This is a genomic window from Streptomyces sp. NPDC001904, assembly GCF_040297005.1.
In the GTDB taxonomy this organism is placed as follows: domain Bacteria; phylum Actinomycetota; class Actinomycetes; order Streptomycetales; family Streptomycetaceae; genus Streptomyces.
This window is the reverse complement of record NZ_JBEOYI010000006.1, coordinates 142939-156069: the sequence shown is the minus strand read 5'-3', so window position 1 is coordinate 156069 and position 13131 is coordinate 142939. Positions and strand designations below refer to the sequence as shown.

At 71.6% G+C, this 13131-nt stretch carries 11 protein-coding genes; 1 reads left to right on the top strand and 10 read right to left on the bottom strand.

Annotated features, from left to right (window positions below; genetic code table 11):
* The first annotated feature begins 55 nt into the window (after positions 1–55).
* Complete coding sequence (locus ABT127_RS12175; protein ID WP_351447642.1) at positions 56–1219, top strand: acyl-CoA dehydrogenase family protein; 1164 nt, start codon at positions 56–58, stop codon at positions 1217–1219.
* A gap of 17 nt (positions 1220–1236) precedes the next feature.
* On the opposite strand, the gene ABT127_RS12170 is transcribed toward ABT127_RS12175, so the two are convergent.
* From ABT127_RS12170 to ABT127_RS12125, 10 genes are all read right to left on the bottom strand, one after another.
* Complete coding sequence (locus tag ABT127_RS12170) at positions 1237–2085, bottom strand: fumarylacetoacetate hydrolase family protein (RefSeq protein WP_351447640.1); 849 nt, start codon at positions 2083–2085, stop codon at positions 1237–1239.
* 53 nt (positions 2086–2138) lie between these two features.
* Entirely contained in the window at positions 2139–3152 is a 1014-nt protein-coding gene (locus tag ABT127_RS12165; protein WP_351447637.1) for a hydroxyacid dehydrogenase, read from the bottom strand.
* A complete protein-coding gene (locus tag ABT127_RS12160) occupies positions 3136–4164 on the bottom strand; it encodes a dihydrodipicolinate synthase family protein (protein ID WP_351447635.1) in 1029 nt (342 codons plus the stop codon). Before ABT127_RS12160 ends, ABT127_RS12165 begins: the two co-directional genes overlap by 17 nt.
* 7 nt (positions 4165–4171) lie before the next feature.
* Positions 4172–5200 (bottom strand): NAD-dependent epimerase/dehydratase family protein, encoded by a 1029-nt coding sequence (locus ABT127_RS12155; RefSeq protein WP_351447632.1) that lies wholly within the window; start codon positions 5198–5200, stop codon positions 4172–4174.
* A gap of 8 nt (positions 5201–5208) precedes the next feature.
* Complete coding sequence (locus ABT127_RS12150) at positions 5209–6135, bottom strand: carbohydrate ABC transporter permease (RefSeq protein WP_351447629.1); 927 nt, start codon at positions 6133–6135, stop codon at positions 5209–5211.
* A 2-nt stretch (positions 6136–6137) separates the two neighbouring features.
* The gene (locus ABT127_RS12145) at positions 6138–7043 is read right to left on the bottom strand and encodes a carbohydrate ABC transporter permease (protein WP_351447626.1); all 906 of its coding nucleotides are present in this window, start codon (positions 7041–7043) and stop codon (positions 6138–6140) included.
* A gap of 114 nt (positions 7044–7157) precedes the next feature.
* Entirely contained in the window at positions 7158–8423 is a 1266-nt protein-coding gene (locus tag ABT127_RS12140) for an ABC transporter substrate-binding protein (protein ID WP_351447623.1), read from the bottom strand.
* A gap of 39 nt (positions 8424–8462) precedes the next feature.
* Positions 8463–9722 (bottom strand): Gfo/Idh/MocA family protein, encoded by a 1260-nt coding sequence (locus ABT127_RS12135; protein WP_351447620.1) that lies wholly within the window; start codon positions 9720–9722, stop codon positions 8463–8465.
* 34 nt (positions 9723–9756) lie between these two features.
* Complete coding sequence (locus ABT127_RS12130; RefSeq protein WP_502971692.1) at positions 9757–11859, bottom strand: putative phage tail protein; 2103 nt, start codon at positions 11857–11859, stop codon at positions 9757–9759.
* A gap of 400 nt (positions 11860–12259) precedes the next feature.
* Entirely contained in the window at positions 12260–13084 is an 825-nt protein-coding gene (locus ABT127_RS12125) for an IclR family transcriptional regulator (protein WP_351447615.1), read from the bottom strand.
* Positions 13085–13131: the final 47 nt, after the last annotated feature.

The following is a 13131-nucleotide window of genomic DNA, read 5'->3' as shown; positions in this document are numbered from 1 at the left end:
GAGAAGGTGCTGGGGGCCGGCCGCCCGTACGCAACCAGTCCGGATCGGAGATCTGATGGCCAGTCCTGTGATCGGGGAGCGCTCGCTCTACGAGGAGGACCACGAACTGCTGCGGAAGACCGTCCGCGCGTTCGCCGACAAGCACGCCGCGCCGCACGCCGAGCGCTGGCGGGAGGCGGGCAAGGTCGACCGGGACCTCTTCGCGGAGGCCGCCCGGGCCGGACTCCTCGGCTTCAACATCCCCGAGGAGTACGGCGGCGGCGGGATCACCGACTTCCGCTTCAACGCGGTGATCGGCGAGGAGTTCTCCCGCCACCCCGCCGCGGACGGTCTCGCCGCGGTGGGGCTCTCCAACGACATCGTCGTGCCCTACTTCACCGACCTCACCGACGACGAGCAGAAGGCCCGCTGGCTGCCCGGCATCGCCGCCGGACGGCTCGTCGTCGCCGTCGCGATGACCGAACCCGGCACCGGCAGCGACCTGGCCGGCATCGCCACCACCGCCGTCCGCGACGGCGACGACTACGTCGTCAACGGCAGCAAGGTCTTCATCTCCAACGGTCAGAACGCCGACCTGGTGGTCACCGCCGTCCGCACCGGGCCCGACCGGCACGGCGGCCTGAGCCTGCTCGTCGTCGAGGCGGACCGGCCCGGCTTCTCCCGCGGACGCAACCTGAAGAAGGTCGGCCTGCACGCCCAGGACACCAGCGAACTGTTCTTCCAGGACGTCCGCGTCCCGGCCGCCCACCTGCTCGGCGCCGAGGGCTCCGGCTTCCACGCCCTGATGCGCAATCTTCCCCAGGAGCGGATCTCGATCGCCGCCAACGCCATGGCGTCCATCGAGGGCGTCCTGGAGCGGACCGTCGACTACGTGCGGGAGCGCAAGGCGTTCGGCCGGAGCATCGGCTCCTTCCAGAACACCCGCTTCGAACTGGCCGACATGGTCACCACCGCCCGCGTCGGCCGCACCTACATCGACGACCTGCTCGCCCGGCACTCCCGCGGCACCCTGAGCGCCGTGGATGCCGCCGCCGCGAAGTTCTGGGCCACGGAAGCCTACGTCGACATCGTCGGACGCTGTCTCCAACTGCACGGCGCCTACGGCTACATGCTCGAATACCCGATCGCCCACGCCTACCTCGACTCGCGCATCACCACCATCTACGGCGGCACCACGGAGATCATGAAGGAGATCGTCGCCCGCGACCTGGATCTGTAGGCCGTACGCGCTTCCGCTCAGGCCGGCCGGCAGGCCGAACGCTGCCGGCCGAGCCCGGCGATCTCCATCTCCATCACGTCGCCGTCGCGCAGGTAGGGGAAGCGGCCCGACAGGGCCACGCCCTGCGGTGTGCCGGTGTTGACGACATCGCCCGGCTCCAGGACCAGGTACTGCGACAGGTGGTGCACGATCTCGCCGACCGAGAAGATCATGTCGGCGGTCATCGAGTCCTGCCGCGGCTCACCGTTGACCCACGAGCGCAGCCGCAGCCCCTGCGGGTCGCCGACCTCGTCCGCGGTCACCAGGACCGGGCCGAGCGGGTTGAACGTGGCGCAGCTCTTCCCCTTGGACCACTGGCCGCCCGACACCTCCAGCTGGAAGGCGCGCTCGGACACGTCGTTGCTGACCGCGTACCCGGCGACGTGCGTGAGCGCCTCCTCCGGCGAGTCCAGGTAGGCGGCGCGGCGGCCGATGACGACGGCCAGTTCGACCTCCCAGTCGGTCTTCTCCCCGCCGCGCGGGATCAGCACGTCGTCGTACGGGCCGACGACCGTGTTCGGCGACTTGTAGAAGAGGATCGGCCGCTCGGGCGGCTCGGCGCCCGACTCGGCGGCGTGCGCCGCGTAGTTCTGGCCGATGCACAGCACCGCCGACGGCCGGGCCACGGGCGGGCCCACGCGCTGACCGGTGACGTCGACCTCGGGCAGTTCCGCCGCGGGCGGCACGAGTCCGGGCCGCTCCGCGAGAGCGGCGAGGAACGTGCCGTCGATGTCGTCCGTCACGGACGACAGATCGTGGTGACGGCCGTCGGGAGCGGCGAGGACGGGCCGTTCGCGGCCCGGTCGGCCGACGCGCATGAGTCGCATGAGGGGTGTGTTCTCCAACTCGTACTGTCATGAGGGGTGTTGCGGGCGGTCGCTCAGTGCAGCCGTACCAGCGCCTCGACGCCCACGGCCGTCAGCGGGGGCAGCCCGTCGAGCAGGCGCAGCACCTCGGTCACGGAGCTCGCGCCGAGCCGGTTGCGGCACTCCACGGTGCCCGCGGCGGTGTGCGGGGTGAGCAGAACGTTCGGCAGGGCGCGGAAGGCGTGCCCGACCGGCAGCGGCTCCGCGTCGAAGACGTCGACGGCGGCGTCGATCCGGCCGGTGCGCAGCTCGGCGGCGAGCGCGGACTCGTCGACGAGCCAGGAGCGGGCCGTGTTCACCAGACCGGCACCGTCGGACAGCAGCGCGAGCCGCTCCGCGTCGAGCACGTGCCGGGTCTCCTCGGTGGCCGGGGCGTGCACGGCGACGATCCTGCTGCCGGTCAGCAGCTCGTCCAGCGGCAGGAGCCGCACGCCGAGCCGGTCCGCCTCGGACGGCGACAGATAGGGGTCCGTGACCGAGACCCGCGCGCCCAGCGCCTGGGCGAGGGCGATGTACGCCCGGCCCGTGCGGGAGGCGCCGATCACCCCGATCGCGCTCCCGTGAATCTCGTGCCGGTCCGGAGCCCGGCTCGCGGTCTCCCACGAAGCTCCGGTGCGCAGCGCGTGGTCGAAGCGGTGCGTGCGGTGCAGCAGGGCGAGCGTGAACGCGAGGGCGACCTCGGCGACGGGCCGCGCCATCTCGTCCCCGGCCTGCGTGACGCGCACCCCGCGCCGGAACACCTCCTCGGTGACGTACGGGGCGACGGCCGACCCGGTGTGCGCCACCAGCTCCAACTCGGTTGCGCAGAAGAGCAGTTCGGCGTCGATCTGTGGCGTGCCCCAGGACGTGATCAGCGCGCGGGCGCCCGGCAGGGCCGCGGCCAGCGCCGCCCGGTCGGTGTGCGTGTCGAGGACGGTCAGGTCGGCCGCCGTGGCGAGGCGCCGCCAGGTCGCGGCGGTGAAGAACGCCTCCCGCAGGCTGGGCGGCACGCTCACCACGACCTTCGGCAGCTCAGCGGAGCCAGTCATCCAGGTGCTCCTTCACGAACGCGTCGTCCGTCAGCCACGGGTACGCGGCCGCCACCCGGGTCAGCTCGTCGGCCTGTCCCGGCGACAGGGTCTCCGCCGGGTCCAGGCACCAGATGCCCTCCAACAGGCCCTGTCGGCGCAGGACTTCGTGGACTCCGGCGATGCAGCCGCGGAACGCGCCGCGCACGTCGAAGACGGCCTGGTTGGCGTCGGTCAGTTCGGGGCGCCGGGTCAGGCAGCGCAGGAGTGCCTCGTGATCGCCGGCCCGCGCCGCCCGGACGTCCTCCAGGAGCGTCGCCGCCGACCGGGTCCACACCGCCCACTGGCCGAGCAGCCCGCCCGCGAACCAGCGCCGCCCGCCCGCCGTCTCGTACGGCGTGAGCAGGTCGCCGATGATGTCGTCGTCGTTGCCGGTGTACAGCGCCACCTCGGCCGCGCGGTCGGCAGCGCCCACCGCCCGGACGACATCGGCCGTCCGGTACCGGTCGAAGGGCGCGATCTTCACGGCCGCCGTCGTCGGCAGGTCCGCGAACGCCGACCAGAACGACGGCGACAAGTAGCGCCCGCCGACGGCCTCCTGGAGGTAGAAGCCGATGACCGGCAACACCTCGCCGACCGCGCGCGCCCGCTCCAGCAGGCCCTTCTCGTCGGCGCCCGGCACGGCGGGGCTCAGCAGCACCGCGTCGTAGCCGAGCGACGCCGCCAGCTCGGCCTCGGCGACGGCCTGCGCCGTGTATCCGCAGGCCCCGGCCACCTTCACGAAGGGGCGGTCCGCCTCGGCCCGTACGGTCTCGGCGGCCAGTTCGAGCACCGGCTTCAGCAGGCCGACCCGGGGTTCGCGGATCTCGAACTGGGTGGTGTGCACGGCCACCGCGACACCGCCCGCGCCGGACGCCAGGTAGTAGCGGGTCAGGGCGCGCTGGCGCCGTTCGTCGAGCTTGCGGTCGGCGTCAAGGGCGAGCGGATGGGCGGGGATGACGGTGCCCTGGGAGAGCACTTCGAGCGCGGTCATGTGCGGTTCAGAACCTTCCGTCGCGGACCTGGAACTTGGTGGGCTTGCCGGACAGCGGCAGACCCCGGCGCAGCCAGTCGGCCTGCCAGCCCACCAGCGTGCGCAGCGGCACGTCCGGATAGCCGAACAGGGCGTGGCAGCGACCGGCGTCGGACAGCAGCGCCGTCGGTGCCTCCGTGCCGGCGAAGGACGGCTCCTTGCCGAACTCGGCGCCGAACAGGTGGGCGAGCCGCCGCACCGAGGCCGTCTCCGGGCCGGTCAGGTTCACCGTGAAGCCGTCGCCGTCCGTCGCGTGCCTCAGTGCGCGCAGGGCGACCTCGTTGGCGTACCCCTGCCAGACCACGTTGGCGTGCCCGGTCGTGACGTCGACCGGCTCGCCCGCGCGGACCCTGGAGGCGATGTCGGCGAGGACTCCGTAGCGCAGGTCCACCGCGTAGTTGAGGCGGATGAGTGCGACGGGCGTGCCCCGGGTGAGCGCGGCGTGGCCGAAGATCCGCTCGCGGCCCAGGCACGACATGGCGTACTCGCCGACCGGCCCGACCGGGTCGTCCTCGGTGCAGCCGCCCGAGCCCACCGGCACCAGCGGATACACGTTGCCGGTGGAGAACGCGGCGATCCGGGCCGACGGCCAGCGGCGCGCGACGCGGTCCGGCATGGCCGCGTTCACCGCCCAGGCGTGCGAGGGCGCCCCGGCGGAGCCGAACTTGGCGCCCACCATGAAGACGACGTTGCCCGCGTCGGGCAGCGTGCCCAGGTCGGCGTGCGGATCCATGAGGTCGAAGGCGACCGTCCGGACCCCGTCGGCCTCCAGGGCCCGCGCCGCCGCCGGGTCCGACCAGCGCGACACCGCGTGCACGGCGACGTCGGTACGGCCCGCGGCGTCGAGGGCGCGGCGCGCGAGCCGGCACAGGCTCGGGCCCATCTTGCCGCCCGCGCCGAGCACCAGCAGATCGCCGTCCAGCCCGGCGAGGTCCGCGACGAGCGCGGGGGAGGGGGTGGCCAGGCGCTCTTCCAGCGCCGCCTCATCTGTGAACATCGTGGAACTCAACCCTTGATCCCGGACGCCGTGACGCCCTCGGTGAAGTAGCGCTGGCCCACCAGATACGCGGCGAAGATGGGCACGAACGCGATGACGGAACCCGACAGGACGACGTTCAGCGGCACGTTCTGCTGCTGGAGCGACGCGATGCCGACGGTGAGCGTGCGCATGTCGGTGGACTGGCCGATGACGAGCGGCCACAGGAAGTCGTTCCAGTGCCACAGGAAGACGAACACGCCGAGCGTGGCGAGGATCGGCTTCAGCAGCGGCAGCACGATCCGGCGGAACACCTGCCACTCGCTGCACCCGTCGAGCCGCGCCGCCTCGAACAGCTCGTCGGGCAGCCCCTGGATGAACTGCCGCATCAGGAAGACCGCCTGGGCGTTGGCGAGGGTCGGCACGATGAGTCCCCAGTACGTGTCGACGCCGCCCAGCTTCGCGATCATCGCGAAGGTCGGGATCATCGTGACGTGGTAGGGGACCATCACCATCGACAGGAACGACCAGAACATCGCCTCGCGCCCGGGGAAGCGCTTCTTGGCGAACGCGTAGCCCGCGAGCGAGGCGAGCAGCAGCACGCCGACCACGGAGACGACGGAGTAGACCAGCGTGTTGAGCAGCCAGCGCGGCACGTCCTGCGAGCCGAGCACCGAGTCGTACGCCTCGCCGGTCAGCGGCCACGGCAGCAGACTCCCGGGGAACTCGACCGCGGCGGACGGCTTCAGGGACAGCACGACCATCGCGTAGAACGGGAAGATCGTGGCGAGCGCGGCGACCGTGAGGAGCACGCCCCGCACGATCCGGCCGCCGAGCGTGCCCCGCAGACCGGCCGGCACGAAGTCCCGCTCGGCCTCCTTGCGCAGCCGCCGCGACGGGCGCACGGGCGGCTCGGGCGCGGGCGTGGGGGTCTCCTCGACAGGGGGTGCGGTCATGGTCACTGGTCCTTCCCGATCACGAGCCGCTGGACGACGGCGACCACGAGGGTCAGCACGAACAGGGCGACCCCGATCGCGGAGGCGTAGCCCAGGTCGAAGTACTTGAAGCCCGCGTCGTACAGCTGGAACACGAGGGTGTAGCTGGCGTTCGCGGGGCCGCCGCCGGTCATCGTGTAGACGGCGTCGAACACCTGGAACGACGCCGTCGTCTCGATGACGGCGAGGAAGAACAGCGCGGGCCGCAGCTGCGGCAGCACGATGTGCCGGAAGCGCTGCCAGGGCCCCGCGCCGTCGGTCAGCGCGGCCTCCTCCAGCTCCCGCGGGATGTCCTGCATCCGGGCCAGCAGGATCAGCATCCCGTAGCCGAAGCGGGACCAGATCCCGACGACGGCCAGCGCCGGGACGACCAGCGTGTCCGAGGTCAGCCACGACTCGTCGGACATGCCGAACCAGCTGACGAACGTCGCCCACGGGCCGCCCGTGGAGAAGATCCACACGAAGACGGTGGCGGCCAGCACGAGCGAGGTGACGACCGGCAGGAAGAACACCGAGCGGAACACCTTCGAGCCGCGGAACGCCCGCCGCGTCAGCAGCGCCAGCGCCACCGACGCGACCAGCGTGCCCGGCACGGCGAGCACCGTGTACAGGACGGTGACCCTGAGGGACTTCCAGAACAGCGGATCGGCCCACAGGCGCGTGAAGTTGTCGACGCCGATGAACCGGCCGCCGCCGGTCAGGGTGTAGTCGGTGAAGCTCATCAGCACACCGGCGACACCCGGACCGAACCGGAAGGCGAGGAAGAGGAGGAAGCAGGGAAGGACGAACAGCAGGCCGATCCGGGCTTCGCGGCGCGCCTGGGGGCCGCTGCGCCTGCTTCGGCGGGTGTGGTCCGCGACCACTGTCACGGGAGACTCCTTCGGATACGGGGACTACCCAGCCCGGCCGGCGTTCGAGGCCGAGGGACGCGGGGGTCCGGGGGCGGAGCCCCCGAACGGATCGGGCGGAGGGAGAGGACCGGTTCAGCCGCGGGCGGCCAGCGCGTCGGCCGCCTTGGCCGCCGTGTCCAGCGCGTCCTTCGGGGACTTCTTGCCGAGCAGCGCCGCCTGGATCTCGGGCGCGAGGACGCCCATGACCTCACGGGCCTTGTCCTGGAGGGGGCCGGCCGTCATGGTCGGCAGGGTGTCGCCGACGGCCTTCTGGAGCGCGTCGCCCGGGTACAGGTCACCGGCCGACTCGCGCGCCGGGAAGTAACCCGCGCCCTTCTCCAGACCGGCCGCGTTCTTCGGCTCGGCGACGAAACTGATCCAGTCGCCGGCGAGGCCGGTGTTGGCGCCCTTGAGCATCGACAGCGCGCCGACCGTCCCGTACCCGACCGACTTCGCGTCCTTCAGCGGGGGCTGGACGACGATGTTCTCCTTGCCCCAGAACGGCTCGACGTCCGCCGGGGTGTTCTGCCACGTACAGGCGACCTTGCCCTTGGCGACCGGCGTCTGCTCCAGCTTCGGCGTCGTCGTCACCAGGTCCTTGTCGGTGTAGCCGCCGTCGACGAGCTTCTTCAGGTAGGTCAGCGCCTTCACGCCCGCCGCGCTGTTGAACGTCGTCGTCCTCCCGTCCTGCGCGAACACGTCGCCGCCCGCCTGCCACAGCAGCGGGTAGAAGGTCATGTTGAGCGTCTGCTGCGTGTCACCGCTGTAGCTCGTCGCGTAGTAGCCCTTCTTCTTCAACTTCGGCGCAAGGGACTCCAGTTCCGCCCAGGTCGTCGGGTACGACGTCTCACCGACCGCCTTGAAGACCCGCTTGTCGCAGATCAGCGGGTTGGCGCTGGTGAGCACGGGGGTGCCGAGCGCCTTGCCGTCGACGGTCACCGACTCCAGCGCGAAGTCGCTGTAGTCCTTCTTGGCGTCGGCCGGCATGTAGTCGTCGGCGGGCACGATGTTCTTGGCGTACTTGGGCAGCTGGTCCGGGATGAGGTACACGACGTCGGGGCCCTTGCCGGAGGCGATGGCCGTGGCCAGCTGGGTGTCGCGGTTGGCCCACGGGAACGTCTCCACCTTGACGGTGACGCCCTCGTGCTTCTTCTCGAACGCGGAGACCAGACCGTCCCAGTACGCCTTGTTCTTCGCCTCGTCGAAGATCACGGGGTACGTCCACATGGTGACGGTCTTGCTGTCGGATCCGCTGCCCGAGCCGCCGCAGCCGGCGAGGGCGCTCACGGCGAGGGCGGTGACGAGGGCGGGCGCGGCGACCGCGCGCAGTCTGGAACTCCGGTGCGTGGTGCGGGACATGAGGGTTGCCTCCAGGGACGTGGAAAGGAGTGGGGGAAGTCAGTGGACGGGGACGGTCTGCACCGCCCCGGTGTGCCGGGCCCGTTCCGCGGCGAACGCCGCGAGGTGGCTGCCGAGGGACGCCGCCGTGCCCGAGCGCACCGCGGCCGGGTCGCCGGTCGCGACGGCCCGCACGAACGCCTCGACCAGCGCGGTGTCGCCGCCGCCGTGTCCGTCGGCCGCGTTCGATCCGCTGGCGCCCAGCTCGTGCACGACGGTCTCGCCGGTGCGGAAGTCCTGCACGGTGACCCGCTCGCCGTCGCCGCGCAGCCAGCCGTGCGATCCGAAGATCCGGGTCTGCCGGTGCGTCTGCTCGGTGAACGCCACCATCTGGAACGTGGCGGTCACCCCGCCCGACAACTGCATGGCGAGGACCTGGTGGTCGACCACGTCGTTGTCGGACCGGTAGACGCACACCCCGTACGGGCCCTCCCGCAGCGCGGTGAGCAGCCCGGCCTCGTCGGTCGCCTCCGTGACGTGCGTGACCGGCCACACCGGTCCCTGGTCGCGCAGGGTGGGGACGTACAGCTTCAGTGCGCTGTACGGGCATTCGGCTTCGACCGCGCAGTCGAGGCAGCGCTCGCCGGAACCCTCCGGTGCGTTCTCGGGCGTGAAGTGCCGCAGCCCGCCGAAGCTGGCGACCTGCTCGATCCGCGCGCCGCCCATCACGTACGAGAGCCAGTCCAGGTCGTGACAGGACTTGGCGAGCAGCATCGGCGAGGAGTCCTTCTCGCTGCTCCACGGCCCGCGGACGTAACTGTGCGCGTAGTGCCACCAGCCGACCGGCTCCAGATGGTCGACCGACACCAGCTGCCCGAGCACCCCCGAGTCGACGACCTCCTTCACCAGGTCCGTGTACGGCGTGTACCGCATGACGTGGCACACGGCGAACAGCACGCCGGCCTCGCGCACTCCCTCGACGAGGGTGCGGGTCTCGTCCTCGGTCGGCGCGAGCGGCTTCTCGGCGAGGATCGCGTACCCGGCGCGGGCCAGCGCCAGGACCGGCTCGACGTGGTCGCGGTCCTGAGTGGCGACGATCACCGCGTCCGCGATCCGCTCCTCGGCGAGCGGCCGCCAGTCCTCGTACTGCACGGGCGCGCCGGACGCGGCCCGCGCGGCGGGGCGCGGGTCGGCGACGGCCACCAGCTCGGCCCGCTCGGGGTGCTGCTTGATCCACTCGGCGTAGGTGAGGCCGCGGTTGCCCGCGCCGACGAGGGCGACGCGGACCGGGCGGCCGGTGATCGGGGTGTGCGTGGACACAGGGGTTCCCTGGAGGTGTCGGTGGGCCGGGAGGTCAGTAGCGGACGGTGCCCGCGGTGTGGGCGACGCGGGCGCCCTCGTCGGGCAGGGCGGCGCGCTCGACGCCGTCCTCGACGCATCCGGTGTGCAGCAGGTGGCTGTCGGAGCCGGCGAACGCGGCGGCGCGCAGGTCGAGCCGCCCGCCGGTGAAGGTGCAGCCGGTGGCGCGGTAGCGGTTGACGCCCTCGGTGACGAGCAGGTGCGCGGTCCTCGCGTCGGCGGCCTCGGCGGTGACGCCGGACAGCTCCCAGGCGACGGTGCGGTCGGCGCCGCCGGCCCGGGTGAGCAGGGCGTCGTCCTTGGTGCCGCCGCCGAGGCGCAGTCCGTCGGCCCGCAGTCGCTGGTTCTTGGTGCCGGTCAACTTCACGCCGGTGTCGGTGAGTTCACCGCCGTGGAAGGTCAGCTCGCGGTGCGCGTACGAGGCCGCGGCCGCGTCCGCCGCGCCGGTCAGGGTGCAGCCGTCCAGGGTGAGCGGGCCGGTGCCGTTGAAGGCGGCGCCGCCGATGCCGGTGAGGGTGACGCCGCGCAGGGTGAGCGGCGTGGTGACGTCCGCCTTGGTGATCTCGGCGCCGGAGGCGAACGAGAAGCTGGAGTCGGCGATCACATTGGGCCGCTTCGACCGCGACGACGCTTGTGACACGATCAGCGGTCCGCTCGCGGTGCAGCCGCGCATCTGGATGCCGTCGGCGTTCACCCACAGCATGCCGGAGCCGTCGAGGGACGGCTTGCCGATGACGGTGACGTCCTCCAGCGTGAGGTCGGTGACCTTGACCCGGGCCACGAACCACGAGCAGGCGTGCCGCCGCACCGTGATCCGCTTGGCCGCGCCGCCCCAGGCGGCACCGGAGTTGGCGAACGTCATCAGCCCGGAGTTGCCCGTGTACACGAGGTCGTGCTCGAACTGGCCGTGGGTGACGAAGGGGCCCTGGTCGTCACCGTCGCCGTGACAGTTCGTCACATAGCAGTAGGCGGACGCCGTGAAGTCGTTCAGGTGCCGGGCGTTGGAGGTGTGACAGTCCTCGACGTGCCCGTACAGACAGTAGATCTGCTGGGTCAGGTATCCGGCGCCGCCGTACGTCACGGACTTCGGGTTGGCCAGCGAACACTGCTCGGTGCGGAAGAAGGTGCACCAGCGGCGCATGACCACGGGCCAGAAGGTGCCGGTCGCTTCGATGCCGGAGACGTCGCAGCGGACCGCGTACTCATACGACACCGGGTGTGAGCCGGTGAGTTCGTCGTCGCCCGCGCCCTCGAAGACCAGGTTGCGGACGTGGGCGCCGTCCACCGGCTCGACCCGCGTCCAGGTGAGCGTCCGCCCCGCCGCGAGGTCCCAGCCGATCTGGTAGTTGACGCGGATGTGCGTGCCGTCGACGACATCGGTGACCTGGACGAGCCGCTGGATCTCCTTCTCGTACTTCCCCGAGAGGGCGTCCACCTCGACCGCCCACCACTGCCCGACCTTGAACTCACCGGAGTCTCCGACCTCGAACAGGTCGGAGAGGTCCGGCATCGCCGCGCCCAGCTTGTGGGTGTGGGTGGTGTCGGTGGGGGTGCCGCGGAAGGCGAGGACGGCGCCGAAGGGGTTGTCGTGGGTGTTGGCCTCGATGCCTTTCGTGTGTATGCGGTGGCCGTGGAAGTCGAGTTCGATGCGGGAGCGGTGCCACAGGTGGCGTTGGGTGAAGAGCAGGTCGGTGTGGGCTTCGACGCGGTGGACGGCCGGGTCGTCGACCATGGCGTCCAGGGCGGCGTCGGCGGGCGTTTCGGCGTCGAAGTGGCCGAAGGTGCGGAAGTCGACGACGCCGGTGTGGAGTTGGTGCCAGCGGCCCCGGGTGGTGGCTTTGGTGGGGGCGATGACGGTCCCGCCGTTGTGCGCGGCCTTGGAGGCGGCGTCCCAGCGGACGGCCATCCCGCCGCCGTCGCCGGGCTTGCGGTAACCGGCGACGATGACCACCGCCCCGTCCCGGACACCCTTCGACGAACGCAGGGCGGCAACGGTGTCGACGTACGCGACATCTTCCTGGGAGGCGGCCTGCGCGGTGCCGGTGGCCGCGACGGTGCCGACGACGGCGAGTCCGGCGAGGCCGGAGGCGCGCAACAGGGCGCGGCGGTCGGTTCTCGTGCTCGAACTCGGGTGCTGCGGAACGCTCATGACGGACTTCGCCTTCCGAGAAGTGCCGAAGGGAGGGGAGCGTTCCTGCGGGGGTGCTGCCGTGCGGGCGGATGGCTGGAAAGGGACCGTGCGTGGGCGAACCGGTCGCAGTTCCCGGCTATGAGGGCAGATAGCGGGAGTCGGGTCCGTGCAGGTGAACCGCCGGTGACCGGAGTGCGTCCCGGCGATTGGCACGGACCGTACGTGGAAGGTTCCGGCCAGTCAAGCCCCGACAGGGGCGCGGGGCTGTGTCGATATGCGGCTGACCGAGCCCCGCAAGGGGCGCGGGGAACTGCGCGACCAGCCACAGACAACCCGCGGCCGCACAGCACGAGAACGTCGCAGACGCCTAGACGCCCTCCTCAAAAACCCAGCCCAACGCCCCACTGACCCGCCGCGCAGCGTCCCGCACCCGACCACCCAACTCCTGGTACTTCCAGGCGGGAAGCCCGAGCTTCAGTCCCGTGATGCTGATCGCCCCGACACACACCCCGTGATCGTCCCGCACGGGCGCCCCGATGCAGATGATCCCTTCGGCGTCCTCCTCGTCGTCGAGCGCGTACCCGACCCGGTCGATGTCCTTGAGGTGGGCGAGGAACGTGGCGGGGTCGGTGATCGTGCGGGGAGTGCGCCGGGGCAGCCCGAAGCGCTCCACGACCCGCGCCGCCTCGGCCTCCGGGACCGCCGAGAGCAGCGCCTTGCCGAGCCCGGTGCAGTGCGGCAGCTCGCGCTGGCCCATGCGCAGGTCGAGCCGGACCCGCTGGTCCAGCTCGACCTGGTCCACGACCACCGCGTGACCGTCCTCGGGCACGGCGAGCCGCGAGGCCATCCCGGTCGCGGCGGTCAGCTCGCGCAGCACCGGGTGGGCGACACCGCGCAGGGACACCTGCGAGCGGGCGCGGTCGCCGAGCCGGGCCAGGCCCATGCCCAGGCGGTAGCGCCGGCTCATGCCCTCGCCGTCGTCGGACACGAGACCGTACGAGCGCAGGGTCTGCAGAGTGCCGAACGCGGCGCTCTTGGAGATCCCGCAGGTCTGCGCGACCTCCGTGACGCTCAAGCCGTTGCCGGGGGCCGGGGCGGCGAGGACTTCGAGGATGTCTGCGGCTCTGGCGACGCTCTTGACCCAGTACTTCGGCTCGGCCGGTGGGGAGTCTGGGCCCTCACTGTTCGTCATGGCCGAACAGTCTAGTCACATCCTGTTCGGGATGAGGCCCGAAGGGG

Excerpts from the sequence above, each read along its gene's own strand:
- ABT127_RS12175 (WP_351447642.1), top strand. The coding sequence starts at position 56 with ATGGCCAGTCCTGTGATCGGGGAGCGCTCGCTCTACGAGGAGGACCAC.
- ABT127_RS12170 (WP_351447640.1), bottom strand. The coding sequence starts at position 2,085 with ATGCGACTCATGCGCGTCGGCCGACCGGGCCGCGAACGGCCCGTCCTC.
- ABT127_RS12165 (WP_351447637.1), bottom strand. The coding sequence starts at position 3,152 with ATGACTGGCTCCGCTGAGCTGCCGAAGGTCGTGGTGAGCGTGCCGCCC.
- ABT127_RS12160 (WP_351447635.1), bottom strand. The coding sequence starts at position 4,164 with ATGACCGCGCTCGAAGTGCTCTCCCAGGGCACCGTCATCCCCGCCCAT.
- ABT127_RS12155 (WP_351447632.1), bottom strand. The coding sequence starts at position 5,200 with ATGTTCACAGATGAGGCGGCGCTGGAAGAGCGCCTGGCCACCCCCTCC.
- ABT127_RS12150 (WP_351447629.1), bottom strand. The coding sequence starts at position 6,135 with ATGACCGCACCCCCTGTCGAGGAGACCCCCACGCCCGCGCCCGAGCCG.
- ABT127_RS12140 (WP_351447623.1), bottom strand. The coding sequence starts at position 8,423 with ATGTCCCGCACCACGCACCGGAGTTCCAGACTGCGCGCGGTCGCCGCG.
- ABT127_RS12125 (WP_351447615.1), bottom strand. The coding sequence starts at position 13,084 with ATGACGAACAGTGAGGGCCCAGACTCCCCACCGGCCGAGCCGAAGTAC.